The organism is Arthrobacter sp. UYEF20 (assembly GCF_040546335.1).
Lineage (GTDB): Bacteria > Actinomycetota > Actinomycetes > Actinomycetales > Micrococcaceae > Arthrobacter.
The window spans coordinates 1-25,637 of record NZ_JBEPNP010000009.1 but is presented as its reverse complement, the minus strand read 5'-3'; the positions used below and the strand labels follow the sequence as shown (position 1 = coordinate 25,637).

Sequence of the window (25,637 nt, the reverse complement as noted above, 5' to 3'; positions counted from 1 at the left end):
CTGCGGACAGCAGAGCGTTGCCGTCCGCGCAAGCCCGGGCCAGCAGGCCGCGTAACTGTTCTTACAGGACGCCGGGCTGGCTTACAATTCCAGTTAGAAACTCTTTGTTGTGCCCGTCACGCCGGCGCACCGATTCGGGCCAATGTTGTCCCTCCCATACGCACGATCAGGAGGAAGGACGTCTCCCATGACCCAAACCCTGCACAGCCCCAGTTGGTCCGAGCCGAACCAGGCACCGGCCGCCATGCCGCCGTCGGCAATGTCACCGTTCAAGCGGTTCGCGGCCATGCCGGAAGCCGCCGGTTTGTACAACCCGGAGAACGAGAAGGACGCCTGCGGCCTCGCCATCATTGCCACCCTGCGCGGGGAGCCAGGCTACGACATCGTTGAAGCCGCCCTGACCGCCCTGCGCAACCTTGAGCACCGCGGCGCCGTGGGCGCCGATGAGGGGACCGGCGACGGCGCCGGGCTGCTCATGCAGGTGCCGGACGAATTCTTCCGTGCCGTCAGCGACTTCGAACTCCCCGCTCCCGGCCAGTACGTCGTGGGCACGGCCTTCCTGCCGGCCGAGCAGCGCGAAGCCGACGCGGCCAAGGCCGGGATCGAGGGCCTCGCCGCCGACGAGGGCCTGACCGTCCTGGGCTGGCGCGAAGTCCCGATCATGGCCGACCTCGTCGGCGCCATGGCCCGGGCCTGCATGCCGTATTTCTCGCAGCCGTTCTTCGCCTCCAGCACCGGGGAAACCCTCGAGCGTAACGAACTCGACTCGCGCGCCTGGCGGATCCGCAAGCGCGCGCAGAACAAGTTCGGCGTGTACTTCCCGTCGCTGTCCTCCCGGACCATCGTCTACAAGGGCATGCTGACCACGGCCCAGCTGGAGCCGTTCTACCCGGACCTCTCGGACAAGCGCTTCAAGACCAAGCTTGCGATCGTCCACTCGCGCTTCTCCACCAACACCTTCCCGTCCTGGCCGCTGGCCCAGCCCTTCCGCACCATCGCGCACAACGGCGAGATCAACACCGTCAAGGGCAACCGCAACTGGATGCGCGCCCGGCAGTCCCAGCTGGCCAACCCGCTGCTGGGGAACTCGCCCGAAGAGCTGTACCCGATCTGCACCCCGGGCGCCTCGGACTCCGCGTCCTTTGACGAGGTCGCGGAGCTGCTCTGGCTTTCCGGACGTCCCATCACGCACTCGATCATGATGATGATCCCCGAGGCCTGGGAAAACCACGCCACAATGGATCCTGCCCGCCGGGCCTTCTACGAGTACCACTCGCTGCTGATGGAACCGTGGGACGGCCCCGCGGCCGTTTCCTTCACCGACGGCAACCTGGTCGGCGCCACCCTGGACCGCAACGGGCTGCGCCCGGGCCGGTACTGGATCACCGAAGACGGCCTGGTCGTCTTCGCCTCCGAGGTCGGCGTGATCGACGTCGAACCCTCCAAGGTGGTCAAGAAGGGCCGCGTCTCGCCGGGCAAGATGTTCCTGGTGGACACCGAGGCAGGCCGGATCATCGATGACGTCGAGGTCAAGGCCGAGGTGGCCGCGGCCAACCCGTGGGCCGAGTGGGTCAAGGACAACCTGATCGACCTCAACGACCTGCCCGAACGCGAGCACGTCGTGCATACGGCGGCGTCGGTCAACATCCGCCAGCGGACCTTCGGCTACACCACCGAGGAACTGAAGATCCTGCTGGGCCCGATGGCCCGCACCGGCGCCGAACCGCTCGGCGCGATGGGATCGGACACTCCCGTCGCGGTGCTCTCCAAGCGCCCGCGGCTGCTCTTCGACTACTTTGTGCAGTCCTTCGCGCAGGTCACCAACCCGCCGCTGGACGCCATCCGCGAGGAGCTCGTCACCTCCCTGATGTGCGCGATCGGTCCCAACGGCAACCTGCTGGACACCAAGCAGGTCCGCCAGCCGCAGGTCGCGCTGCCGTTCCCCGTGATCAACAACGATCAGCTCGCCAAGATCGCCAACATCGAGAACGCCGACGGCGACAGGGTCGCCATGAAAGTCCGCGGCCTCTACCGCCCCGAAGGCGGCGAGCACGCGCTGCGCGCGCGGCTGACCGAAATCTGCGAGCAGGTCTCGGGCGCCATCAACCGCGGGGTCCAGTACGTCGTGCTCTCGGACCGTGACTCGAACGCGCAGTGGGCGCCCATCCCGTCCCTGCTCCTCGTCAGCGCCGTGCACCACCACCTGCTCCGCAGCGCCAACCGCACCAAGACCGCGCTGGTGGTCGAGGCCGGCGACGTCCGCGAGACCCACCACGTGGCCGTGCTGATCGGCTACGGCGCCTCCGCCGTGAACCCGTACCTGGCGATGGAATCCGTGGAACAGCTCATCAGTTCCGGCGACGTCCTCGGGGTCACCCCGCAGGACGGTGTCTACAACCTGATCAAGGGCCTGGGCAAGGGCGTCCTGAAGATCATGTCGAAAATGGGCATCTCCACTGTGGCCTCCTACACGGGCGCCCAGACTTTCGAGGCACTCGGCCTGGGCCAGGATCTCGTGGACGAGTACTTCGCCGGCACGCACTCGCAGCTCGGCGGCGTCGGCCTCGATGTCATTGCCGCCGAAGTCGCGGCACGCCACCAGATGGCGTACCCCGAGAACGGCATCGAGCAGCCGCACCGCCCGCTCCTGGGCGGCGGCGAGTACCAGTGGCGCCGCGACGGCGAGCCGCACCTGTTCAACCCGGAGACTGTTTTCCGGCTGCAGCACGCCACCCGTGAGCGCCGCTACGACATCTTCAAGGAATACACCCGCGGCGTCGACGACCAGTCCGAGAACCTGATGACCCTGCGCGGGCTGCTGAAGTTCAAGTCCGGGCTGCGCCCCGCGGTACCGCTGGAGGAAGTCGAGTCCGTCTCCAGCGTCGTCAAGCGCTTCTCCACCGGCGCCATGAGCTACGGCTCCATCTCGCAGGAAGCCCACGAGACCCTCGCGATCGCTATGAACCGGCTGGGCGGCAAGTCCAATACCGGTGAGGGCGGCGAGGACGTGGACCGGCTGCTGGATCCCGAGCGCCGCTCCGCGGTCAAGCAGATCGCCTCGGGCCGCTTCGGCGTCACGAGCCTGTACCTGAGCAACGCCGATGACATCCAGATCAAGATGGCGCAGGGCGCCAAGCCCGGCGAAGGCGGCCAGCTGATGGCGCAGAAGGTCTACCCCTGGGTGGCCCGGACGCGGCACTCGACGCCCGGCGTGGGGCTCATCTCGCCGCCGCCGCACCACGACATCTACTCGATCGAGGACCTCGCGCAGCTGATCTACGACGCCAAGCGGGCCAACCCCTCGGCCCGGGTGCACGTCAAGCTCGTCTCCGAGGTGGGGATCGGCACGGTGGCCGCCGGTGTCACCAAGGCGAAGGCCGACGTCGTGCTGGTCTCCGGCCACGACGGCGGTACCGGCGCCTCGCCGCTGAACTCGCTCAAGCACGCCGGTGTCCCGTGGGAGCTGGGCCTCGCCGAGACCCAGCAGACCCTGATGCTCAACGGCCTGCGGGACCGCGTGGTGGTGCAGGTGGACGGCCAGCTCAAGACCGGCCGCGACGTGGTCATCGCGGCGCTGCTGGGCGGTGAAGAGTTCGGTTTCGCCACCGCCCCGCTGGTGGTCTCCGGCTGCATCATGATGCGCGTCTGCCACCTGGACACCTGCCCGGTGGGAGTTGCCACGCAGAACCCGGAACTCCGGTCCCGGTTCAACGGCAAGCCCGAGTTCGTGGTCAACTTCTTCGAATTCCTCGCCGAAGAAGTCCGCGAGATCCTGGCCGAGCTTGGCTTCCGGAGCATCGAGGAGGCGATCGGCCACGCCGAAATGCTCGACACCCGGGAGGCGATCAACCACTGGAAGGCCGAAGGGCTGGACCTGGACCCGATCCTGCACGGGCTGGAGTTCGACGACGACGCCCCGCTGCGCAACCTCACCGGCCAGAACCACGAGCTGGACAAGCACTTCGACCAGCGCCTGATCGCGATGGCCGCCGAGGCCCTCAGCGACCGCACCCCGGTGAAGATCGCCGTCGACGTCATCAACACGGACCGGTCCGTGGGCACCATGCTGGGCCATGTGGTCACCAAGACCTTCAGCACCGACGTGCTGGCGCCGGACACGATCGACATCACCCTGACCGGCACCGCCGGCCAGTCGCTCGGCGCGTTCCTGCCGGCTGGCATCACCCTGCGCATGTATGGCGACTCCAACGACTACGTCGGCAAGGGACTCTCCGGCGGACGGATCATCGTCCGCCCGGACCGCACCAACGTCTTCGCGGCGGAACGCAACGTCATCGCCGGCAACGTGATCGGCTACGGCGCCACCAGCGGTGAGCTCTACCTGCGCGGCCAGGTCGGCGAACGCTTCATGGTCCGCAACTCCGGCGCCACCGCGGTGGCCGAAGGAATCGGCGACCACGGCTGCGAGTACATGACCGGCGGCCAGGCACTCATCATCGGGCGCACCGGACGCAATTTCGGCGCCGGCATGTCCGGCGGCACCGCCTTCGTGCTGGACCTGCAGACCACCCGCGTCAACAAGCAGGCCCTGGAGTCCGGCGAGCTGCAGCTGCGCGAACTGGACGCCGAGGACCGCGACATTGTCCACGGACTGCTCGTCAAGCACCTCGAGGAAACGGAATCGCTGCTCGCGGCCCGGCTGCTCGAGAACTTCGACGACACCGCAGCCCGCATAACCAAGGTGCTGCCGCGGGACTACGCGGCCGTACTGCAAACCCGTCTTGACGCCATCGAAGAGGGCCTGGACCCCGACGGCGAAGAAGTTTGGTCTCGAATCCTGGAGGTGACCGGTGGCTGATCCACGCGGATTTCTGAAAGTACGCCAGCGTGAAACCCAGCCGCGCCGCCCCGTTCCCGTCCGCATCATGGACTGGAAGGAGGTCTACGAGGCCCAGGAAAAGGGTGTCCTGAAGGCGCAGGCCGGCCGCTGCATGGATTGCGGGGTTCCGTTCTGCCACCAGGGCTGCCCGCTCGGGAACCTCATTCCCGAGTGGAACGACCTCATCTGGCGGGACAAGGGCGAGGAAGCGATGGAGCGGCTGCACGCCACTAACAACTTCCCCGAGTTCACCGGCCGGCTGTGCCCGGCCCCGTGTGAGGCGTCCTGCGTGCTGGGCATCAACCAGCCCGCGGTGACCATCAAGCAGGTCGAGGTCTCGATCGTGGACCAGGCGTTCGAGAACGGCTGGGTCAACCCGCTGCCGCCCGCGCGCCTGAGCGGCAAGACTGTCGCCGTCGTCGGCTCCGGCCCCGCAGGCCTCGCCGTCGCACAGCAGCTGACCCGGGTGGGCCACACCGTCGCCGTCTACGAGCGCGATGACAAGATCGGCGGCCTCCTGCGGTACGGGATCCCCGACTTCAAGATGGAAAAAGAGCACGTGGACCGCCGGCTGGAGCAGATGAAGGCCGAAGGCACCCGCTTCCGGACCGGCGTCGCCGTCGGCACCGACGTGACGTGGGAGCAGCTGCGCCGCCGGTACGACGCCGTCGTGGTCGCCACCGGCGCCACCGTCCCGCGTGACCTGCCCATTCCGGGCCGCGAACTCGAGGGCGTCCACTTTGCGATGGACTACCTCGTCCCGTCCAACCGTGTCGTCGCGGGGGAGACCGTCGAGAACCAGATCAATGCCGCCGGCAAGCACGTCGTCATCCTCGGTGGCGGCGACACCGGCGCGGACTGCCTCGGCACCGCACACCGCCACCAGGCCGCCTCCGTGACCACCCTGGCGATCGGCAAGCAGCCCCCGGCGGAGCGTGCCGGCCACCAGCCCTGGCCGACGTTCCCCACCCTGTTCGAGGTTGCCAGCGCCCACGAGGAAGGCGGCGAACGCACCTACCTCGCCTCCACCGTGGAGTTCGTCGGCGAAAAAGGCAGACTGACCGGCGTGAAGGTGGCCGAGACGGAGTTCGTCGACGGCAAGCGCCTTCCGAAAGCCGGCACCGAGCGGATCATCCCCGCTGACCTGGTGTTCCTGTCGCTCGGCTTCACCGGTGCCGAACCCGCCGGGATCACCGAGCAGGTCAGCGCCGAGTTCGACGGCCGCGGCAACGTGGCCCGTGACGGCTACTACATGACCAACACGGAAGGCATCTTCGTGGCCGGAGACGCCGGCCGCGGACAGTCGCTCATCGTCTGGGCCATTGCCGAGGGCCGCGCGTGCGCGGCCGCGGTGGACAAGTTCCTGATGGGCAGCACCATCCTGCCCGCTCCCGTGGCGCCGACCGACCGGGCGATGGCCGTCCTGTAGTCCGCAGCCCCTGCACACCCAAGGACGGCTCCCGCCGGAACGGCTCCCGCCGGACCCCGACCGCAACAACTTAATCCATGCAATCGACTACTAGGGTAGGTATATGAGACGCGCTAAGATAGTGGCCACGTTCGGACCGGCAATCGCGAGCTTTGAGAACACGCTCGCCGTGCTGGAAGCCGGCGTCGACGTCGCCCGCATGAACATGAGCCACGGCGATTACGCCGTGCATGACAGCACCTACGAGAACGTCCGCAAGGCCGCAGGCCAGCTCGGCAAGCCCGTCGCCATCATGGCCGACCTGCAGGGGCCGAAGATCCGCCTCGGCCGCTTCGTTGACGGCCCGCACCTCCTGGCCGTCGGTGACACCTTCACCATCACCACCGAGGACGTCCCGGGCACCAAAGACATCGCCTCCACGACCCTCAAGAGCCTCACCGATGACGTCAATCCCGGCGACGCCCTGCTGATCGACGACGGCAAGGTGGCCCTCCGGGCGATCGACGTCGACGACGTCAAGGTGGTCGCCCGGGTGACGGTCGGCGGGTACGTCTCGAACAACAAGGGCATCAACCTGCCCGGCGTTGCGGTCAACGTGCCGGCGCTGAGTGAGAAAGACGAGGACGATCTCCGCTGGGCCATGCGCCGCGGCGTGGACATGGTTGCCCTTTCCTTCGTCCGCGACGCCTCGGACATCAAGCGCGTGCACGAGATCATGGACGAGGAAGGCCGCCGCGTGCCGGTGATCGCCAAGATCGAGAAGCCGCAGGCCGTCGAACAGCTGCACGAGATCATCGACGCCTTCGACGCCATCATGGTGGCCCGTGGCGACCTCGGCGTGGAACTTCCCCTCGAGGAAGTGCCGATCGTGCAGAAGCGCGCCATCGAACTGGCACGCCGCTGGGCCAAGCCGGTCATCGTGGCCACCCAGGTGCTTGAGTCCATGATCGACAACCCCCGCCCGACGCGGGCCGAGGCCTCCGACTGCGCCAACGCCGTGCTCGACGGTGCCGACGCCGTCATGCTCTCCGGCGAGACCAGCGTGGGCAAGTTCCCGATCGAGACCGTCAAGGTCATGGCCCGGATCATCGAATCCACCGAGGTCCACGGCCTGGAGCGCGTCCCCCCGCTGGGCACCAAGCCCAAGACCCGCGGTGGCGCCATCACCCGCGCCGCCGTCGAAATCGCCGACCAGCTGGATGCGAAGTACATCTGTACCTTCACCCAGTCCGGCGACTCCGCGCGGCGCCTGTCCCGGCTGCGCCCGATCCGTCCGGTCTTCGCGTTCACTCCGGTGGAGCACGTCTGGAACCAGCTGGCACTGACCTGGGGCATCATGCCGGTGCTCGTCCCGATGGTGGGCCACACCGACGAGATGACCGCCCAGGTGGACCGCAGCCTGCTGGACATGGACGTCGTCGAGGACGGCGACCTGGTGGTTATCGCCGCCGGTTCGCCTCCCGGAAAAGCCGGTTCCACGAATATGCTGAAGGTCCACAAGGTGGGCGACCTGGCAGACGCCGGCAGCCACGGCGAGGCAGCCGTGGCCAGGGACAAGCTTGGCCCGTGGCCGGAAAATAAGAAGAACGGTGCCCAGGACTAGTTCCTGCGCACCACGCAAGGGAGGGTCCCCGCCGCATCGTTTCGCGGCGGGGACCCTCCCTTTTTGTTTGGCTTCTTTGTTTGCTTCTAACCTGCCGGGGCTAGTTGACCTGGTTGATGATGGTCTCGGCAACCTCGCGCATGCTGAGGCGGCGGTCCATGGAGGTTTTCTGGATCCAGCGGAAGGCTTCCGGCTCCGTGAGGCCCATCTTGGTGGTCAGGAGGCTCTTGGCGCGCTCCACGAGCTTGCGGGTGGCGAACTGCTCCTGCAGGTCCGTCACTTCGCTTTCGAGGGCCTTGATTTCCTCGTGGCGGGAGAGCGCGATTTCGAGGGCGGGGATGAGGTCCGCCGGGGTGAAGGGCTTGACGACGTAGGCCATGGCACCGGCGTCGCGGGCCCGCTCCACGAGTTCCTTCTGGCTGAAGGCGGTCAGCAGGACCACCGGGGCGATCCGGGCCTTGACGATCTTCTCGGCGGCGGTGATGCCGTCCATGATCGGCATCTTGACGTCCATCAGGACCAGGTCCGGCTTCAGTTCCTCGGCGAGCTGCACGGCCTTCTCGCCGTTGTCCGCCTCGCCGACGACATCGTAGCCCTCGCCCCGCAGGATTTCGATGATGTCCAGGCGGATGAGGGTCTCATCCTCGGCGACGACAACGCGGCGCGCCGGCTTGGAAGTGGGGGTTGACTCCGTCTGTTCTGACACGGGAACTCCTTGGAAAGGTACGGCGGAACTAGACCATCATAGGTTTTATCCGCTGGTGTACTGGGGACCGGTTTGGGTTCGATGCGGCGTCACTGGCGCGATTCTGGAATTCAGCCTATCTGCATGTAGAGTAATTTCGCGCACTGGAAGCGATCGCGTTGCTCACAGCCCCGTGGCTCAGCGATTGTTACACCGGTGTACTCCGCGCCCGAGTGGCGGAATTGGCAGACGCGCCGCACTCAAAATGCGGTATCGAAAGGTGTGTGGGTTCGAGTCCCACCTCGGGCACAGTGTTTTCGCTGTTCAGGGGCTTGTGGGCCGCTGACTGTGCACAAATCTTCACTGATGGGCCCCTGCGGGGGCCCATTTTTGTTGGCGGCCGTTGCTGTGGCCGGGTGGCTCCTTCTCTTGGCTTGGACAGCGGTGTTGCTGCTTACTCCTTCATGGCGGGGAGCGTCTGGAACTGCATGACCGATCGGGGACTGAGGGTTCGGGCCGGACGTAACTAGCTCTGCTGTCATGACTGTTCATGGCGGAGTTCCAGAGTTGCTGCATGACCACACGACTCAACTCGCGTACGGCTGGGGCGTGGTGAGTTCTTGAGGGCTCCTCAGAACCCATACGTTAGCCGGCTCATCAAGGTGATGGAGCACAACTCACGGAACCCAGGCATCGTGAGCCTGTTCGCGGTTCTGTCCACCGAGGCCTCGGATGCTGCGCACCCGCCTCACGCTTGCCTCGTGGCGCGCTACGAACGCGCTTTGAATAGGACCAAAGCAGCCTTGGGGAATTGGCTTCTCGTTCACTTATTCGACCTCACATCGAGCTGGAGGGCCTGGAGCCCGACGTTATCGCCCATCGTTGATGGGCTCAAGGTTCAGTGGTTGCTGTTGCCTTCTCGCGACTTGGCTGCCCGCGTGAGGGCCCACCTTCAGGAGGTGACTGTTGCGGAGCCGCCGTAGCGCTTGGAGGCAGTGAATGGATCGATAACTGCGGGACTCCGGCGATGTGCCAAATTCCTGCCAGGTCGTTCATCTGCAAGTGCAAGAAGGCCTGGCGGTATATCAGCGGACACTAGGGCGTCCTGTCCCGGGCATCCGCCGGCAAATGTCGTCGGCTACTCATCTTTCAATCGGCGGCCTGGAGCGGCATGGGAACCATGTCCTGCAGCTCCTCGAGCGTGCAGCCGAAGGTCTCGCGGACCTCGACGCCGGCCGGGCCGGTGAGGAAGACGGCCTTGTCCGTGTAGACCCGGGTCACGCAGCCGATGCCGGTCAGCGGGTAGCTGCACGTCTCGACGAGTTTGGACACGCCTTCGCGGGTCAGGAGCGTCATCATGACGAAGACGTCCTTGGCGCCGGTGGCGAGGTCCATGGCGCCGCCGACTGCGGGGATGGCGTCCGGGGCGCCGGTGTGCCAGTTGGCGAGGTCGCCCGTGGCGGAGACCTGGAACGCGCCGAGGACGCAGATGTCCAGGTGTCCGCCGCGCATGATCGCGAAGGAGTCGGCGTGGTGGAAGTAGGACGCCCCCGGGAGTTCGGTGACCGGGATCTTCCCGGCGTTGATGAGGTCGCCGTCGATCTGGTCCCCGGGGGCTTCGGGGCCCATGCCGAGCATGCCGTTCTCGGTGTGGAGCGTGATGTTCTGTTCCGGCTCGAGGTAGTTGGAGACGAGGGTCGGCTGGCCGATGCCGAGGTTCACGAAGGAGCCGGGCTTGATGTCGCGGGCCACCAAGCGGGCCAGGTCATCGCGGCCCAGCGGCTTGTCTGCAGTCCGGATGCTTGTCCGGACACCCGCCCGGTCATTTGTCGGGATGCTCATCTCAGGCCACCTTCACAATGCTGTTGACGTAGATTCCGGGGGTCACGATGATCTCCGGATCGAGGCCGCCCGTGGGGACGATCTCGGTCACCTGGACCACGGTGTGTTTGGCCGCGGCGGCCATGATCGGGCCGAAGTTCCGGGCGGTCTTGCGGTAGACGAGGTTGCCTTTGCCGTCGGCCTGAGCGCCTTGATGAGCGCGACGTCGGCGTGGATGGGGGTCTCGAAGACCTGGCCGCGGCCGTCGAGAATGCGGGTTTCCTTCCCCTCGGCGAGCATGGTGCCGTAGCCGGTGGGCGTGAAGAAGCCGCCGATGCCGGCGCCGGCGGCGCGGATCCGCTCGGCCAGGTTGCCCTGCGGGACGAGTTCGAGTTCGATTTCGCCGGCCCGGTACTTGGCGTCGAAGTGCCAGGAATCGGACTGCCGGGGGAAGGAACAGATCATCTTGCGGACCCGGCCCTCCTTGATGAGCAGCGCGAGCCCCTGGTCGCCCTGGCCGGCGTTGTTGTTGACCACGGTGAGGTCTGTGGCGCCACAGTCCAGCAGGGCGTCGATCAGTTCGAACGGCTGGCCGGCATTGCCGAAGCCGCCGATCATTACGGTGGAGCCGTCCTTGATGCCTGCGACGGCCTCGCCGACGGTGTCTAAGAAGTTCAGCATGGTTAGCCCTTTACGGTGCTGGTGTTAGGGGATGCGGTGACGTTTTCGAGGACGACGGCCAGGCCCTGGCCGACACCGATGCAGATCGCGGCGACGCCCCAGCGCTGCCCGGAGGCCTGCAGGGACCGGGCCAGGGTGCCGAGGATCCGCCCGCCGGAGGCGCCGAGCGGGTGGCCCATCGCGATCGCGCCGCCGTGCCGGTTCACGATGGCCGGGTCGATGCCCCAGGCGCTGATACGGGCCAGGGACTGCGCGGCGAACGCCTCGTTCAGTTCGACGGCGCCGACCTGGTCCCAGCCGATGCCGGCCTTCGCGAGGGCCTTGTTCGCGGCCTCGACCGGGGCGTAGCCGAAGAACTGGGGATCGTTCGCGTGCGCGCCTCGGCCGGCGATCCTGGCCAGCGGCTCCAGCCCCAGGATCCCGGCGGCGGCCTCGGAACCCAGCCAGGCCGCGGAGGCGCCGTCCGAGAGCGGGGAGGCATTCCCGGCCGTGACCGTGCCGTCCTCGGCCCGGAACACGGTCTTGAGACCGGCAAGCTTCGCCGCCGAGGACCCGGGACGGATGCCCTCATCCCGGACCAGGCCGGTGCCCGGGACCGGGGCGACGAGGCTGTCGTAGAAACCCTCATCCCAGGCCGCGGCGGCCAAGTTGTGCGAACTGGCGGAGAACTCGTCCTGCGCCTGGCGGGTGATCCCGCACTTTTCGGCCAGCCGTTCAGTGGCCTCGCCCAGGGAAATGGTCCACTCCGCTCATACATTGGAGAAGGCTTTGACTGCCCCAAACTGGATACCCTGTTCCTTGCAGCGCCTGTGTCGTTCAAAGGCAGATTGGTCCAGTACGTCGGCCGGGTAATCCGGCCGTACCCAGGGAAAACTGTGGCGACAGTTCACGACTACTACGACGAATCAACACCCGTACTGGCCGCATCCCTGAACAAGCGGGCTCCGGGCTATGTCTCGCTCGGGTTCCCTGATCCGCGGAAAATCACAATCCGCTGACATCGTTCTCAACATGCCGGCGTGCGGTGAACGATTGCGTGAGTCCCACGTCGAATTTGATGAGATCGTCCGCTTTGCGGGCCTTCTTCTCGACGGGCAATATAACACTTGAGTTGTAGCACCCGTGAGTTGTATGATGAACTCGATGTGGAATGTTGACGTGGGACTCGTGGAGCCGTGGCTGTTAGGTCTTGACCAAGACTCGTATGAGCAGATTGTTAGAGCTTCTCGCCGATCGCGGACCTCAACTTGGCCGTCCATTGGTCGACACTGTGGTTCGTTCACGGCATAAGAACATGAAGGAGCTGCGGCCGGGATCGAGCGGGCGGTCGGAACTCCGAATCCTATTTGCCTTCGATCCGGAGCGGCGGGCGATCCTGCTTGTCGCGGGGGACAAGGCAGGAAGCTGGACCAAGTGGTACAAGACGAACATTCCGGTTGCGGATGATCTGCTTGACGATCATCTGAGGATTCTGAAAGGAGAGAGGTAATGGCGAAGTCCATTGAGGAACTATTGGCCAAGCGTCCTGTTGACCGGATTGCTGTGGATGCCCACAAGAAGCGCATGGTCGATGAGGTCCGGGCCTACCGGCTTCGGGAGCTCCGTGAGGCCTCTGAGCTGACGCAGGTGGAGCTGGCTGGGCGCCTGCATGTCAGCCAGAACAGGGTGTCCCGCATCGAACACGGTGACATTGATCGTGCTCAGGTAGACACCTTGCGAAAATACGTCGAGGCGCTGGGTGGCCGGCTTCGTGTCGAGGTTGAACTCGGCGACGAACGAATCCAAATCGCCTGACATAGCGACTCGGCAGGTCCGCCTCGGCAGTCGTTTTGCCATGCCGACAGAGAGGTTCAAATGCGGGAGGAAGGGTGTCACGATGTGCACACCCTGGGCTTCCGGCTGGCCCGTCGTGCTGCCCGACGGGCCCGGATTCCGCGTGTTTTCTGCGGCGCCCAGCTGGAAGCCCGTTCGAGTCCAACCTCGGGCACATTGTCTCGGCAGGTCAGGGTCGTTTCTTGCTGCTATCGCAGTAGGTTTGTCTTATGACAACCACGGAGGTCTTGGCAAACTGTCGACCCCCGGCGGTTATGAAGCAGGCTCGAGGAAACTATGAGGAGAGGTTTGGCATCGTTGCCAAGTTTCCCGGTGTCTGCGGAATTTGCGGAGGGACTGTCGTCCTAGGTGACAGGATATTCAAGTTGCCTGAATCGCGCCGTTCTAATGTGAGCCCCTGGGTCTGCCGCGGCTGTCGCTACCCGGAGAACCGCTCTGAGCCAACGCTCGAAGAGGTATTCGTTAAACTGAACCACCGCAACCACACCGGGCGGACACCTCGACTCAACCGACACGACGTTGGACATTTGCTCGCCCTGTACGGCACCCTCACTGTCGAAGCCGCGTCCACCTTTGAGGACATGCCGGCATTGCTTAAACTCCGACGAGCGCATGCAGAACGAGTTTCGGCGAACCTCAATCGCGCTGAAGTCCTGGATCTCCTCGAAGGCTTTGTCCGTCACGGCCTCATTAAGCGCGTCGGACGGAGTCGCTACTACAGCATCCCTTCGAAGGTCGGGTTGGCAGGTTCCTAGAATGGCCTTGGCAATTCGCCGCCGAGGTGGGTGGCGCCGTCATTGGGCTTGTGCTTCAGGGGCCGAGTTGCTTCTGCCAGCGCCATGCCCGTCGTCGCGATATTAGCGAGCGGCTGGGTTTCGTTATGAGTCATGACGCCGAGCTGCCCATCTGGCCTCGAGGACGTGCGACCACTAACACGGAACACTACCGACCCACGGAACGCTAGTACCTCGAAAGGTGGTGGATCAGTCGTCAGCTTCGAGGGTTGTGGCTGCGTCGAGGGCGTCGTCGACGACGATGAGGTAGTTGTCTCGGCCTGCGGCCAGGGGGATGGAGTGGGGCCCGTATTTGTCGTAGGCGAGGTCGACGGCGTCGTTGGCGTTGGTGATGTTGAGCCGGCGTAGGAGGCGGGCGATGTCGAGGGTGTCTTTGTCGCGTTCGGCGGCGATTTTCATGGCCAGGAGCGTTTTCGGTGTCTGCGGCCTGGATGGTGAGTCCGTCGAGTTGTTCGAGTTCGATCCAGGTCGCGTTGTCTGGGACGAAGGCTGCGGCGTTGGAGTTGAGCCATTCGGGTGCTAGATCGTAGTCCGCGGCCATTTCAGTGACGACGGTGTTGACGGCGGCTTTGCCGGCGTAGCTGGCGTCGACGTCGGCGGTGGGCCGGTTGCCGACTCATTGCAGGATGAGCGCGGCACCGCCCACGAGTTTGACGTCGCCGTGGACGCCGCGGGCCTGCAGGCGCCGGCCGAGTTCCTGGAGGAGAGCATGGATCTGTGTGGCGTTGAGTTCTCCGCCGCTCATGCGGTGGCCAGGCTGCGTTCGCGGATGAACACGTTCATGGCGGCGATTTCGGCTGGTGTTTCGGAGATGGTGAGTTTCTTCATGGGTTCCCGGATGCTCCGGTAGGACTCTGCCGGCATCCATGCCTCATCGAGGGCTTTGACGCGTCTGGTCCAAGGCGGGGTGGGTTGCCCTAGCCGGTGTGCGGTGTAGTTGGTGATGCCGGCCAGGGCTGCGGACCAATGCGGTTCCTTGATCCGTGGGCTGCGCTGGAGTAGCGGTCTTCCGGCTTTGAGGGATGCAGTGGCGTAGTCGGCGAGCATCTTTATGGCGAACTCGAAGTCCCGTGAGCCGATCAGCTGGGTGAAGGTTTCGGCGTAGTCCCGCCGTGCCGGGTCGTAGTCGCTTCCGCGCGGCATGGGGTCGGCGGCAGTCAGCGACAGCCCAAGGGTGCGGAAGACGGCCATGGTCTTGCCGAGTTCGGCCCGCTCGTGGCCGGCTTCGAGAGCAACGAGGAACTTCCGTGAAACACCACTCGCCTCCGCGAGCGACTGTTGCGAAAGGCCACGCTCCTGGCGGCGCGCGCGGATGATCGCGCTGGCGGCCGCAGGCGTGTCGATGCTGGTCATGTTCGTCAAGCGACCTCCTTCACATATTCCATTATGTCACCGAATGGTGACAGCGGTGGCCTAACGAACCTGTCCGTCAACGAACTACGTTTCGTGATGCGTTGGTACTATCGGGCATGGATATGAACCGGCCCTGTCCAGAAGACAGCGTCCGCCCGAGCGGGGCAGTTGGCTGACGAGGCGCGCACACCTTCAAACCGGACGTGGTCCGTCAAGGGCCCGAGTTGGACCGTCATCGTCACGGCCGCGGTCGTGATGTCAGTGCTGGCTTGGACTTTGTGCTGCGCCACGACGCTGGGTTGTTGAAGGAGGCGTCGTGACGGCGAAATCATTAGAGGGACTCTTGGCCAAGCGGCCTGTTGACCGCGTTGCTGTGGACGCCCATATGAAGCGCATTGTCGACGAGGTCCGGGCCTGCCGGCTTCGGGAGCTCCGGGGGGCTGGTTCCCGTTTGTCCGGCCAAGAGGGGTGTGTACATTGTCCACACCGGAGTGAGTGTTCTGCCGTTGCTCCTTTGTGGCTCCCTCCTTGCATACTTCCGCTGACACGCATTCATGGGGCCGCGAGTTCCGTGTGACCTGACCGCCAAACCCCGCCATGTGCTCACCGGGGCGGGCATCGGATACCGGTTCATGCCCTAGAGACACGCGGGCGCGGATGCCCGGATCAGCATCTCAAATCCTTTGGGATAGGCGCCGCATATGGTGGGTTCTGCGGCCAGGAGGGACCGTTGCCCGCATCTGGTCCGGCGCCCGCGGGAATTTTCGGTCGGGGCCGGCGTTGGGTCTGAGTATGAAAGCAATCGTGTACCGTGCCACCGGCGATCCGTCTGTTCTCGAGCTCGTCGACCGCGAGATCCTCGACCTGGGGCGCGGGGAGGCGCGCGTACGCATAATGGTCTCCGCGGTGAACCCCACCGACTGGAAGTCGCGCCGCGGCGCCAAACCGGGCGAGCCCTTGCCCTTCGCGGAGGTCGTGCCGAACCAAGACGGCGCCGGAGTGGTGGACGCCGTCGGACCCGGTGTCGAGCATCTCCACGTCGGTGACAGGGTCTGGCTGGCCTTGGCCGCCTACCAGCGCGCCGATGGCGGGACAGCGCAGGAGTTCGCCGTCCTGCCGGCCGAGCGGGTCTTTCCGCTGCCGGAGAACGCCGGGTTCGACCTCGGCGCAAGCCTGGGCGTTCCCGCGATCACCGCCCACCGGGCCCTGACCATCGCCGAGGACGGCCCGCGGCGGCTGCACCCGGGAACCTTGGACGGCACGGTAGTTCTCGTCGCTGGAGGGGCCGGCGCCGTGGGCCATGCGGCGATCCAGCTCGCCAAGTGGGCCGGCGCCGTTGTGATCACGACCGTGAGCGGACCGGCGAAGGCTGCGCTGGTCACGGCCGCCGGCGCCGATCACGTCATCACTTACCGGGAAACCCACGCGGCTGCGGAGATCCGCCGGATCGCTCCCAACGGCGTCGACCAGATCGTGGAGGTGGCACCCGCGCAGAACGCGGAACTCGACCTGGCAGTGATCCGCATCCGTGGCTCCGTCGCGGTCTACGCCAACAACGGCGGCGATCAGGTGAGCCTGGACGTGCGCAGGCATTTCAGCCTCAACGTCCGCTACCAGTTCGTGCTGCTCTACACCGTTGGCATGGCTGCGGTGCAAGCCGCCGCCGAGGACATCAATGCGGCCATCGCCGACGGCGCCCTTCCGGTGGGAGAGGCCGCAGGCCTGCCGCTGCATCGCTTTGACCTGGCTGACACGGCTGCGGCCCACGCGGCGGTGGAAGAGAGCATCGTCGGCAAGGTGCTGATCGATGTGTCAGCGGGCTAGCCGATAACGCTTCGGGAGCCTCGCGGGGATCATCACGCCGTGCAGCCGCGGGGCTGAGCGGGCCGAGTAGTCCGGACTGCGGACCGTGATGGATCAATGCGGCGCTACTTTGGGCCAACTTAACGGACGGTCAGATATCGCGGCTTCACCCCGTGGATATCAACGACCGAGAGGGGCAACCGTGCCGGGACCAACAGGCCAGCACACTTCAATCCTGCACCAGAACCAGGGTCCAGAAAACAGTAACGAGGGAGGACCTGAATTGGGCTGGGCGTAGGGTGGAAGTTAGACGAAAGGAGCACTTCATGAAGAAAATCCTCATGGTACTGACCAGCGTCTCCGAGATCGGCGATACGGGCGAGAAGACCGGCTACAACGTGGCCGAGGCTGCACATCCCTGGAAGGTCTTCAAGGATTCCGGGCACTTCGTCGACTTCGCGTCGATCCAGGGCGGCCAGCCCCCGCGCGACAAGGTGGACTCAGAAGATCCCATCCAGGTCGCCTTCACGGAGGACGAGGCCACGCGCGCCGGTCTCTACAACACTGCCCGCGTCAACGTCGTTGATCCCGAACAGTACGACGCCGTCTTCCTCGTGGGAGGCCACGGCACCATGTGGGACTTCCCGGACAGCGAAGGCTTGCAGAATCTGGTGGCCAGCGTCTACAACGCCGGCGGCTTGGTGGGCGCGGTCTGCCACGGACCGGCCGGCCTGCTGAACGTGGAATTGGAGAACGGGCTTCGCCTCGTCGAGGGCCGGAAGGTGGCCGCCTTCACCAACGACGAGGAGGTTGCCGCAGGGAAGGACAAGGTCATCCCGTTCTTTTTGGCAGAACGGCTAGAGGAACAGGGCGCCACCCACGTATCCGCTGGTGTCTTTGAGGAGAAGGTCGTGGTCGACGACCGGCTGGTGACCGGCCAGAACCCGGCCTCAGCCGCCGGCGTGGCCAAGGAGATGGAGAAGCTCTTCGCAGAGGTCATCCACCAGGAAAAAGCCGAGGAACAGCACGAGACGGAGGCTCTGCGCGCCGAGAAGGACGCCGAGAAGAACGCCAAGAAGGCTGCTGCGGCAGGCACCGAGCACTAACGCCCGCAGCGCACTGAAACTGGCGGCCGCCCCGACGACGGGGCTGCCGCCAGCCCGCGTACGTGCGCCGGCAACCACACTGTCCAACGCATCGCCGACCTGCTTCAGGTTCCGCGCTCCACGATCTACGGCCACCTCAACAAATCAAGCATCGGACGACGGCCCACACATGATTAACGCAGGAGCGGGTTAATGATCGACCCTCTTCGGTCCCGGCTCCGCAGCCCGCAGGGACGCGGAAACCGTGATCCCTCTGACAGGGTCCCGCCAGCGAACCTGAATGGGCTGTTACGGGGCGTGCTGTCGTCCCGGATTCCTAATGGCCGTCCGGCGCCTACTTCTTAGGGGCTTCCGCCTTCGCAGCAACAATCTGGTGGCGGACCGCCTGTGCGACTGCCCGAACCCGTGCCGTTGGGCGCTGCGACTGCAAATGGGCCAGTACTGTTCTCAGCTCCGGTACGTCGTCCCGGATCTCCACAGTTGCTATCTGCCCCCCGTCGTATGTCAGCTTGTGTTGAGGGCGCTGGTGAAGGATGGAGTAGCCAAGGCCCCGGGCTACAAAAGTACGCACGGTCTCGTAGCTGGCCGAACGGAATCTGATGTCCGGCTCCGCGCCGCTCAGCCGGGCGATGGAAAGCATGAGATCACGGGTGTGGGGCAGATCCAGCAGCACGAAGGACTCATCTCTGAGTGCGGACAACGGGACGCTGTCTGCACCAGCAAGCCCATGATTGGGTGGAAGCGCCAGATAGGGCCTGGCGGTATGCACCACGGATCCTGCGATCCCCCCCGGCAGGTCAAGGTCATAACACAACGCCAAGTCCGTCTGACCGTTGATCAGCGCGCTGACGCACCCTGAAATGTCCGTTTCAAGTACCTCTACTTCCAGGGCCGGGTGTTCCTCTCGCAGCCTGCTCAGAACGCCGGGAAGCAGGAACGGCGCGAGGGTGCTGAAACATGCCATGCGGACGCGGCCCTTAACGCTCTGCTGCTCGCCTCGGGCATGGTCAAGGCTTTCCTCCACATGGGCCAGAATGGCCTGGGCGTCACGCAAAAACAGCTCGCCGGCAGGAGTCAGTACCAGCCCCTTGGAGCGCTGCCTGATGAAGAACTGGGTACCGATGTGGCGCTCCAGTTGCGCGATCGCAGCCGACACTGCAGATTGCGCCACGTTCAGGCGGACGGCGGCGCCCGTCATTGACAGCTGAGCCGCCGCTTCCGCAAAATACCGCAATTGCGTGAGTGTGACATCCATTTCACCAGAATACGGCATTCATCTGATTTGCAGATGTAACTGTTCTAAAAGGACTGTTGGACAGATTCGGGCCGTGGACGGAAGCTGAGTGCAAGAAGTTTATGAGCTTCGATAAGCCAGTAGAACGAAAGGTAGCGGCGACGTGAACCACCAGCGCATCCGTACATTCAACACCAAGGAAACCTACCCGGAACAGAACCTGGACAACGACCTCTGTCAGGCAGTGGTGGCCAACGGGGTGGTCTATCTTCGAGGCCAGATCGGACAGGACCTGGATACACGGGAATCCGTGGGGATCGGCGACGTCGAAGTCCAAGCGGAAAAGGCCATGGCCAACATTGACATGCTCCTGAAGGAAGCTGGCAGCAGCCTCGAAGACATCGTCAAAGTCACGGTGTACATCATCGATCCGCGCTACCGCGAGACTGTCTACCGCGTCATGGGGCGCTGGCTCAAGGGCGTCTTCCCGGTTTCCACAGGGATCGTCGTGCAGGCACTGGCGCGGCCCGAGTGGCTGGTCGAGATCGATGCCACCGCGGTGCTCTCAACCTCCGAGGTCACATCGTGACGTTCAGCATCGCCGCCACGGACGGGCGGGGCCGGTTTGGCCTTGCCGTCTCCTCCTCTTCCCCCGCCGTCGCCGCACGTTGCGCCCACCTGCGGGACGGCGTGGGCGCGGTGAGCTCGCAAAACATCACCGATCCCCGACTCGGCGGCGCCCTGCTGGATCGTCTGGAGGCCGGTTTCTCCGCGCAGGAGGCCTTGGATGCGGTTGTCCGCGAAGTTCCCGAGGTCGATTACCGCCAGCTGGTGGTTTTGGATTCTAAGGGCGCTTCCGCTGTGTTCAGTGGCGCACATACCCTTGGCGTCGTCGGCGAGGGCCGGGGGCAAAATACCGTTGCGGCCGGCAACATGCTGGCAAGCCCGGCTGTCGCCCAGGCACTTTGCGATGGTTTCGAAGCTGCCACCGGGGAACTGGAAGAGCGGCTGCTGGCTGCGCTGAGGGCCGCCGAGGCCGCCGGCGGGGAAGTGGGTCCCGTGATGTCCGCGGGTATCTCCGTGGTCTCCGGTCACGGCTGGAGGGACACTGATCTGCGCGTGGACTGGCACGAGGACCCGATTGCGGAACTTCAACGGCTGCTGGAAGTGTGGCTTCCACAGCGTCAGGATTATGTGGTCCGGGGACTTGATCCCGCGTCTTCCATTGGCTATGGGGTGCCAGGCGATGAACGCTGAACAGGCAACCGCGCTGAGTCCGGCGGTTCAGCGTGGACAACGTCCCCGGGTGCTGGAGGCCGTGGCCGCCCAGCAGCCGGACCTGACCCGGCTCTCCGAGACGCTGCACGCGAACCCGGAGCTCGGCTGGCAGGAACACCGCGCGGCCGGGTGGACAGCTGATTACCTGGAGCAGCACGGCTTCGACGTCGAAATGGGGTATTTGGGTTTTCCTACCGCCTTGCGGGCGGTCTTCGGGAACGGTACCCGCCGCATCGGCATCATGGCTGAGTACGACGCTCTGCCGGGCCTCGGGCATGCCTGCGGCCATAACATCATCACCGCCATCTCGTGCGGCGCAGCGGTGGCCCTCGCAGAGTTCGCGGCTGAGCGGGATCTGACGGTGGAACTTTACGGAACCCCCGCCGAAGAAGGTGGGGGCGGGAAGATCGAACTGCTCAAGAAGGGCGCCTTCCACGGTCTTGACCTTGCGATGATGGCGCACCCCAGCCCTGTTGACTCGGCCGAGGCCCGCCCCTTCGCGGTGGCCCACAACCACGTGGAGTACCGGGGCAAGTCGGCTCACGCCGCCGCCTATCCCGAACAGGGCGTCAACGCCAATGACGCTTTCATCGTCGCCCAGGTTGCTCTGGGCCTTCTTCGCCAGCAACTGCCCGCCGGCACCCGCGTGCACGGCATCCAAACCCGTGGCGGTGAAGCTCCTAACGCCATCCCGGAAAGGACAGAGGGCCGCTGGTACGTCCGTGCCGAGTCACTCGCCCAGCTGGAAAACCTGGAAGAGCGCGTCCACCGCTGCTTTGAAGCTGGCGCCCTGGCGTCCGGTTGCGAACTGTCCGTCACACCGGAATCGGAGCCCTATTCTGAGTTCCGAACAGACCTGCGGGCGCTGGAACTGTACATAGGGCATGCAGAGTCTCTTGGCAGAGACTTTGACGTACCTCCGGAGCAGGCGACCATGAACCGGGCCTCCACTGACATGGGCAATGTCTCCCAAGTGGTTCCGGCCATCCATCCCTATATCGGTCTTGGCTGCTTCCCTGCAGCTAATCATCAGCCGGAGTTCGCTGCGCACTGTGTTGGCGAAGCAGCCAACCGTGCAATCCATGACGGTGCTGCAGCCCTGGCGCTGACCGCATTGGACTTCCTGGCAAAGTAGCCAGGCGGTTTCTCCCGATTTTCCCAGGAACAGGACCATGACAGATCAACCTTCGTCGACCAACACCGGCGCCCGGCGGGAGCACGACAGCCTCGGGGACCGTGACGTCCCTGCCGGGGCCTACTGGGGCATCAGCACCATGCGGGCGGTGGAAAACTTCCCCGTCAGCGGACGGTCCATCGGCAGCCTACGTTCCCTGCTGTGGGGACTGGGGGCTGTGAAGTATGCGGCAGCGCGCGCCAACGAAAGCCTCGGCCTCCTGGAGCCCGTCAAATCCGAGGCCATACAAAGGGCCTCCCGGGAGGTCATGGACGGGCCTTTGGACGACCAGTTCGTCGTTGACACCATCCAAGGCGGCGCGGGAACCAGTACCAACATGAACGCCAACGAAGTAATAGCCAATCGCGCTCTGGAACTGATGGGCCACGAAAAGGGTGACTACGCCATACTGCACCCCATTGACGACGTGAACCGGAGTCAGTCCACCAACGACGTTTACCCCACCGCCATTAAAATCGCACTGCAGCGGGAACTTACGGAATTCTGTTCCGAGCACAGCAGGCTTAGCGAAGCCTTTGATGCCAAAGCGGTAGAGTTCGCAGGCATCATTAAGGTAGGGCGCACGCAACTCCAGGATGCGGTACCCATGTCCATGGGCCAGGAGTTCGGGGCTTTTGCCGAAACTTTGCGTGAGGACAGGAACAGGCTCCTGGAACTCTTACCGCACTTGCGGGAATCCAACCTCGGGGCCACAGCCATCGGCACCGGCATCACCGCTCCGCCCGGATACCGGGAAGCCGTCATGGTTGAACTCAATGCGGTTACGGGCCTGCAGCTCGTCTCGGCGACCAATCTGGTGGAAGCCACTGGCGACACCGGCGTCTTTATGCTTGTGTCCGGTGTCCTGAAGAGGGCGGCGGTAAAACTCTCAAAGATCTGCAACGATCTTCGTTTGCTCTCCTCTGGCCCGCAGACGGGCTTCGCGGAGATTTTCCTGCCCGCGGTACAGGCAGGGTCATCTATCATGCCGGGAAAGGTCAACCCGGTCATCCCCGAGATGGTCAACCAGGTTGCCTTCCGCGTGGTCGGCGCTGACGCGACGGTGACAATGGCTGTGGAGGCCGGCCAGCTGCAGCTCAACGCCTTCGAACCCGTCATAGCTGACGCCCTCCTCGAGTCAATTGCCTGGCTTGCAGTCGCCTGCCGTCAACTCCGCACCCACTGCGTCGATGGCATCAGAGCGAACACCCAAGTCCTGCAGCAGCGCATGCTCGAATCGATAAGCGTTGTCACTGGTCTGGCCCCCTTGATCGGCTATGCCGCGGCGGCCGAGCTGGCCAAAGAGGCCCTCGCCAGTAACCGGGGCATCGCGGACCTGGTGATTGAGCGTGGACTCCTAGACAGGCAGAAGATGGAAAGTGCCCTTTCGGCCAGGTCGATGGCGGGCCTCGGCGAACTACCCGAAGTCCCTCTCCTACAGTGACAAGAAACCACCTCGGATGAACACTATGGCCGAAGGACACCACGTCCTCTGGATCATTGCCGACCACGGTCACCGCCGCAGGGCCTTCGATTACAGGGAGTCCGCGGCAGAGGCCCTAACCGACCACAGCGCTGCTGTTCCCGGCTCGACTGGACTATGGCGCAACGCGCAGCAACGTCAAACGTCACAAGAGAGCCGAGCTATCGCAAACACCGCCGTGTCCCGAGACCTCGAAGCCCCTGAGACGACGAACCGCACTTGCTACGCGGCCAGCACCCGCCCGTGAAGAGCGCGGGAGGACCATGTGCTGCAACTGCCTGGCTGGGCGTTCGCGCGCGCGACCGACAGGCCTGGTCGAAGCGCTGGTCCAACGAACCGTTTAGGTTCTGATGAGCAGTCGTATCAGCCGCATCTAATACATCTAAATTTGCGATTTGATTGAGCGATTTTATTCGCTATGCAGATGCAGTCCGGCAAGTGAGAATGGACACAAGAGGGCCGCAGTGTCCGCTACCAAACCACCCCAGTCGATCGTTCCATGGAAGGGACCGGCGAAAGGACACGAATCTTTAGTGTCGTGCCCGTCCAGTCACACTGTGGCAATTTTGCCCGAAATTAGGAGATTCACATGTCAAGCCAAGAGGTTGAGGTCCTCGTCGTAGGAGCCGGTCAGGCCGGCATTGCGATGAGCGAGCATCTAAGCGAACGCGGCATCGCGCACGTCGTTCTGGAACGCGACCGCATCGCCGAGCGTTGGCGCTCAATGCGGTGGGACTCTCTTGTTGCGAACGGGCCGGTCTGGCATGACCGCTTCCCGGGCCTGGAGTTCACCGAGCCCGAGCCCGGTGCTTTCGCATCCAAGGAACAGGTCGCGGACTACTTCGTCGCCTATGCGGAAAAAATCGGCGCGCCGGTCCGCTGCGGTATCGAGGTGAACTCCGTGCGCAGAAACATAGGCGCACCCGGCTTCGAAGTGAAGACATCGGACGGGGACTTCAATGCACGCTACGTCGTGGCCGCCACGGGGCCGTTCCAGAAGCCCGTAATCCCGGCCGTCGTTCCCGACGCCGCCGGCCTCGTACAAATACACTCAAGCTGCTACCGCAACCCCGGCCAACTGCCTGAGGGCGCCGTCCTCGTCGTCGGCGCCGGATCCTCGGGCGTGCAGATCGCAGCAGAAATCCAGCGGTCGGGTCGTCAGGTCTACCTCTCGGTGGGACCGCATGACCGTCCCCCGCGCAGTTACCGCGGACGGGATTTTTGCTGGTGGCTCGGAGTGCTCGGCATGTGGGACGCTGCCACTCCTCCTCTGGGCGCGGAGCACGTAACAATCGCGGTGAGCGGAGCGGATGGCGGCCACACCGTCGATTTCCGGGCCCTCGCCGCGGACGGCATTAGGCTCGTCGGCCGGACCGAAGCATTCGACAACGGAACCATGCGCTTTGCCCCGGATCTTCGCGAAAACATCGCGAACGGTGACGCTCACTATCTGCAGCTGCTCGACGAAGCCGACGCGTACATTGAGCACAATGGCCTCGATCTCCCCGAGGAACCAGAGGCTAGCACCGTGCGCCCCGACCCCGAGAGTCTCACCAACCCCCTCCGCGAACTCGACCTCGCCGGAGCCGGAGTCACGTCGATTGTCTGGGCAACCGGCTTCGTCCAGGACTACAGCTGGCTGCAGGTCGACGCCTTCGACGAGACCGGCAGGCCGCAGCACCAACGTGGGGTTTCGTCCGAGCCCGGTGTCTACTTCCTCGGACTGCCCTGGCAATCACGGCGTGGATCAAGCTTCATATGGGGGGTCTGGCACGACGCTAAGTATGTCGCCGACCAGATTTCAATTCAGCGGAGCTACCTCGCCCACAACGAGCAGGCCGCGCTTGCGCCCAGCGGCGCAGTCTGATGTCGACACACACCCGCATCCGGCCTTTCAACACAATAGACACCTACCCTGAGCCAACGACGTCGTCTACCTACGTGGTCAGATTGGCCAGGACCTCGAAACGAGGGAATCGGTAGGCATAGGCGACGTGGAGGTCCAGGCCGAAAAGGCGATGGCGAACATCAGGCTCCTTCTCGACGAGGCGGGTAGCAGCCTCGAAGACATCGTCAAGGTCGTCGTCTACCTCACAGACCCGCGGTACCGTGAACCGGTCTATCGCGTGGTCGGGAAGTGGTTGACGGGCGTGTTTCCCGTATCGACCGGCCTCGTAGTGTCAGCACTGGCACGGCCCGAATGGGTTGTTGAGATAGACGCGACTGCCGTCATCACTAATAGGTAGCCGGTCGAAACCCTCAAGGGTCAGTCCGGATACCGAGTTGAGGCTGAGGGACCATGCCACGAAGGCATGGTCCCTCAGTCGCTCCGGTGATCCGGGAAGGTGCAGGGATCGATGCTTACGCCGCCTCACGATGCTTAGCGCCGCTGATTCTACGAGCTGTGAACTGCTCAGTCAACGGGCCGCGTTGACTCATAGAAAACCTCCGCGTAGCTGGATACGTTGCCTCAGTTGAATACCTCCGCGTAGCGGCGTGGTTTCCGGGCGGGGCGGCGTA

At 64.5% G+C, this 25,637-nt stretch carries 19 protein-coding genes, 1 tRNA gene and 3 pseudogenes; 14 read left to right on the top strand and 9 right to left on the bottom strand.

Annotated features, from left to right (window positions below):
- The first annotated feature begins 187 nt into the window (after positions 1-187).
- From gltB to pyk, 3 genes are all read left to right on the top strand, one after another.
- Positions 188-4,819 (top strand): glutamate synthase large subunit, encoded by a 4,632-nt coding sequence (gene gltB / locus ABIB26_RS11680; RefSeq protein ID WP_354242946.1) that lies wholly within the window; start codon positions 188-190, stop codon positions 4,817-4,819.
- Positions 4,812-6,269: a glutamate synthase subunit beta gene (locus ABIB26_RS11675; protein ID WP_354242944.1), complete on the top strand. Its 1,458-nt coding sequence runs from the start codon at positions 4,812-4,814 to the stop codon at positions 6,267-6,269. The genes gltB and ABIB26_RS11675 overlap by 8 nt, the downstream gene beginning before the upstream one ends.
- Before the next feature lie 103 nt (positions 6,270-6,372).
- On the top strand, positions 6,373-7,872 hold the full coding sequence (gene pyk, locus ABIB26_RS11670) for a pyruvate kinase (RefSeq protein ID WP_354242941.1): 1,500 nt from the start codon (positions 6,373-6,375) through the stop codon (positions 7,870-7,872).
- Between the two features lie 100 nt (positions 7,873-7,972).
- On the opposite strand, the gene ABIB26_RS11665 is transcribed toward pyk, so the two are convergent.
- A complete protein-coding gene (locus ABIB26_RS11665; protein ID WP_354242938.1) occupies positions 7,973-8,578 on the bottom strand; it encodes an ANTAR domain-containing response regulator in 606 nt (201 codons plus the stop codon).
- A gap of 206 nt (positions 8,579-8,784) precedes the next feature.
- Here ABIB26_RS11665 and ABIB26_RS11660 point away from each other — a divergent pair.
- Positions 8,785-8,866 (top strand) — tRNA-Leu (locus tag ABIB26_RS11660).
- An 840-nt stretch (positions 8,867-9,706) separates the two neighbouring features.
- Here the strand turns inward: ABIB26_RS11660 and ABIB26_RS11655 are convergent.
- The 3 genes and pseudogenes from ABIB26_RS11655 to ABIB26_RS11645 all read right to left on the bottom strand — a co-directional run.
- A complete protein-coding gene (locus ABIB26_RS11655; protein WP_354242935.1) occupies positions 9,707-10,399 on the bottom strand; it encodes a 3-oxoacid CoA-transferase subunit B in 693 nt (230 codons plus the stop codon).
- A gap of 1 nt (position 10,400) precedes the next feature.
- Positions 10,401-11,059: pseudogene (locus tag ABIB26_RS11650) on the bottom strand (3-oxoacid CoA-transferase subunit A).
- Positions 11,060-11,061: 2 nt separating this feature from the next.
- A pseudogene (locus tag ABIB26_RS11645) lies at positions 11,062-11,805 on the bottom strand (thiolase family protein); the annotation flags it as partial.
- Between the two features lie 458 nt (positions 11,806-12,263).
- On the opposite strand from ABIB26_RS11645, the gene ABIB26_RS11640 reads away from it, so the two are divergent.
- The gene (locus tag ABIB26_RS11640; RefSeq protein ID WP_354242933.1) at positions 12,264-12,548 is read left to right on the top strand and encodes a type II toxin-antitoxin system RelE/ParE family toxin; all 285 of its coding nucleotides are present in this window, start codon (positions 12,264-12,266) and stop codon (positions 12,546-12,548) included.
- Positions 12,548-12,853: a helix-turn-helix domain-containing protein gene (locus ABIB26_RS11635; protein ID WP_354242930.1), complete on the top strand. Its 306-nt coding sequence runs from the start codon at positions 12,548-12,550 to the stop codon at positions 12,851-12,853. The genes ABIB26_RS11640 and ABIB26_RS11635 overlap by 1 nt, the downstream gene beginning before the upstream one ends.
- 790 nt (positions 12,854-13,643) lie before the next feature.
- Here the strand turns inward: ABIB26_RS11635 and ABIB26_RS11630 are convergent.
- From ABIB26_RS11630 to ABIB26_RS11615, 4 genes are all read right to left on the bottom strand, one after another.
- A complete protein-coding gene (locus tag ABIB26_RS11630; protein WP_354242928.1) occupies positions 13,644-13,781 on the bottom strand; it encodes a hypothetical protein in 138 nt (45 codons plus the stop codon).
- Between the two features lie 94 nt (positions 13,782-13,875).
- Complete coding sequence (locus ABIB26_RS11625) at positions 13,876-14,085, bottom strand: hypothetical protein (RefSeq protein WP_354242925.1); 210 nt, start codon at positions 14,083-14,085, stop codon at positions 13,876-13,878.
- A 217-nt stretch (positions 14,086-14,302) separates the two neighbouring features.
- Entirely contained in the window at positions 14,303-14,431 is a 129-nt protein-coding gene (locus tag ABIB26_RS11620; protein ID WP_354242922.1) for a hypothetical protein, read from the bottom strand.
- On the bottom strand, positions 14,428-15,039 hold the full coding sequence (locus tag ABIB26_RS11615) for a helix-turn-helix domain-containing protein (protein ID WP_354243286.1): 612 nt from the start codon (positions 15,037-15,039) through the stop codon (positions 14,428-14,430). The genes ABIB26_RS11620 and ABIB26_RS11615 overlap by 4 nt, the downstream gene beginning before the upstream one ends.
- Positions 15,040-15,831: 792 nt before the next feature.
- On the opposite strand from ABIB26_RS11615, the gene ABIB26_RS11610 reads away from it, so the two are divergent.
- On the top strand, positions 15,832-16,863 hold the full coding sequence (locus ABIB26_RS11610; RefSeq protein ID WP_354242919.1) for an NADPH:quinone reductase: 1,032 nt from the start codon (positions 15,832-15,834) through the stop codon (positions 16,861-16,863).
- Between the two features lie 305 nt (positions 16,864-17,168).
- Positions 17,169-17,948, top strand: a complete 780-nt coding sequence (locus ABIB26_RS11605; protein ID WP_354242917.1) for a type 1 glutamine amidotransferase domain-containing protein — start codon at positions 17,169-17,171, stop codon at positions 17,946-17,948.
- Positions 17,949-18,282: 334 nt separating this feature from the next.
- Here the strand turns inward: ABIB26_RS11605 and ABIB26_RS11600 are convergent, their stop codons facing one another.
- Complete coding sequence (locus tag ABIB26_RS11600; protein WP_354242914.1) at positions 18,283-19,203, bottom strand: LysR substrate-binding domain-containing protein; 921 nt, start codon at positions 19,201-19,203, stop codon at positions 18,283-18,285.
- A 142-nt stretch (positions 19,204-19,345) separates the two neighbouring features.
- On the opposite strand from ABIB26_RS11600, the gene ABIB26_RS11595 reads away from it, so the two are divergent.
- From ABIB26_RS11595 to ABIB26_RS11570, 6 genes and pseudogenes are all read left to right on the top strand, one after another.
- A complete protein-coding gene (locus tag ABIB26_RS11595) occupies positions 19,346-19,771 on the top strand; it encodes a RidA family protein (protein ID WP_354242912.1) in 426 nt (141 codons plus the stop codon).
- Positions 19,768-20,439 carry a DUF1028 domain-containing protein gene (locus ABIB26_RS11590; protein WP_354242910.1) on the top strand — a complete coding sequence of 224 codons (672 nt, stop codon included), beginning with the start codon at positions 19,768-19,770 and terminating at the stop codon, positions 20,437-20,439. Before ABIB26_RS11595 ends, ABIB26_RS11590 begins: the two co-directional genes overlap by 4 nt.
- The gene (locus ABIB26_RS11585; protein ID WP_354242908.1) at positions 20,429-21,595 is read left to right on the top strand and encodes a M20 family metallopeptidase; all 1,167 of its coding nucleotides are present in this window, start codon (positions 20,429-20,431) and stop codon (positions 21,593-21,595) included. The genes ABIB26_RS11590 and ABIB26_RS11585 overlap by 11 nt, the downstream gene beginning before the upstream one ends.
- 37 nt (positions 21,596-21,632) lie before the next feature.
- Entirely contained in the window at positions 21,633-23,078 is a 1,446-nt protein-coding gene (locus ABIB26_RS11580) for an aspartate ammonia-lyase (RefSeq protein ID WP_354242905.1), read from the top strand.
- Positions 23,079-23,706: 628 nt separating this feature from the next.
- Positions 23,707-24,984 (top strand): flavin-containing monooxygenase, encoded by a 1,278-nt coding sequence (locus ABIB26_RS11575; protein WP_354242902.1) that lies wholly within the window; start codon positions 23,707-23,709, stop codon positions 24,982-24,984.
- Positions 24,984-25,363: pseudogene (locus ABIB26_RS11570) on the top strand (RidA family protein). The gene ABIB26_RS11575 and the pseudogene ABIB26_RS11570 overlap by 1 nt, the downstream one beginning before the upstream one ends.
- The last annotated feature ends 274 nt before the right edge of the window (positions 25,364-25,637 follow it).

Excerpts from the sequence above, each read along its gene's own strand:
- gltB (WP_354242946.1), top strand. The coding sequence starts at position 188 with ATGACCCAAACCCTGCACAGCCCCAGTTGGTCCGAGCCGAACCAGGCA.
- pyk (WP_354242941.1), top strand. The coding sequence starts at position 6,373 with ATGAGACGCGCTAAGATAGTGGCCACGTTCGGACCGGCAATCGCGAGC.
- ABIB26_RS11655 (WP_354242935.1), bottom strand. The coding sequence starts at position 10,399 with ATGAGCATCCCGACAAATGACCGGGCGGGTGTCCGGACAAGCATCCGG.
- ABIB26_RS11640 (WP_354242933.1), top strand. The coding sequence starts at position 12,264 with ATGAGCAGATTGTTAGAGCTTCTCGCCGATCGCGGACCTCAACTTGGC.
- ABIB26_RS11635 (WP_354242930.1), top strand. The coding sequence starts at position 12,548 with ATGGCGAAGTCCATTGAGGAACTATTGGCCAAGCGTCCTGTTGACCGG.
- ABIB26_RS11630 (WP_354242928.1), bottom strand. The coding sequence starts at position 13,781 with ATGACTCATAACGAAACCCAGCCGCTCGCTAATATCGCGACGACGGGC.
- ABIB26_RS11625 (WP_354242925.1), bottom strand. The coding sequence starts at position 14,085 with ATGAAAATCGCCGCCGAACGCGACAAAGACACCCTCGACATCGCCCGC.
- ABIB26_RS11620 (WP_354242922.1), bottom strand. The coding sequence starts at position 14,431 with ATGAGCGGCGGAGAACTCAACGCCACACAGATCCATGCTCTCCTCCAG.
- ABIB26_RS11615 (WP_354243286.1), bottom strand. The coding sequence starts at position 15,039 with ATGACCAGCATCGACACGCCTGCGGCCGCCAGCGCGATCATCCGCGCG.
- ABIB26_RS11610 (WP_354242919.1), top strand. The coding sequence starts at position 15,832 with ATGAAAGCAATCGTGTACCGTGCCACCGGCGATCCGTCTGTTCTCGAG.
- ABIB26_RS11605 (WP_354242917.1), top strand. The coding sequence starts at position 17,169 with ATGAAGAAAATCCTCATGGTACTGACCAGCGTCTCCGAGATCGGCGAT.
- ABIB26_RS11600 (WP_354242914.1), bottom strand. The coding sequence starts at position 19,203 with ATGGATGTCACACTCACGCAATTGCGGTATTTTGCGGAAGCGGCGGCT.
- ABIB26_RS11585 (WP_354242908.1), top strand. The coding sequence starts at position 20,429 with ATGAACGCTGAACAGGCAACCGCGCTGAGTCCGGCGGTTCAGCGTGGA.
- ABIB26_RS11580 (WP_354242905.1), top strand. The coding sequence starts at position 21,633 with ATGACAGATCAACCTTCGTCGACCAACACCGGCGCCCGGCGGGAGCAC.
- ABIB26_RS11575 (WP_354242902.1), top strand. The coding sequence starts at position 23,707 with ATGTCAAGCCAAGAGGTTGAGGTCCTCGTCGTAGGAGCCGGTCAGGCC.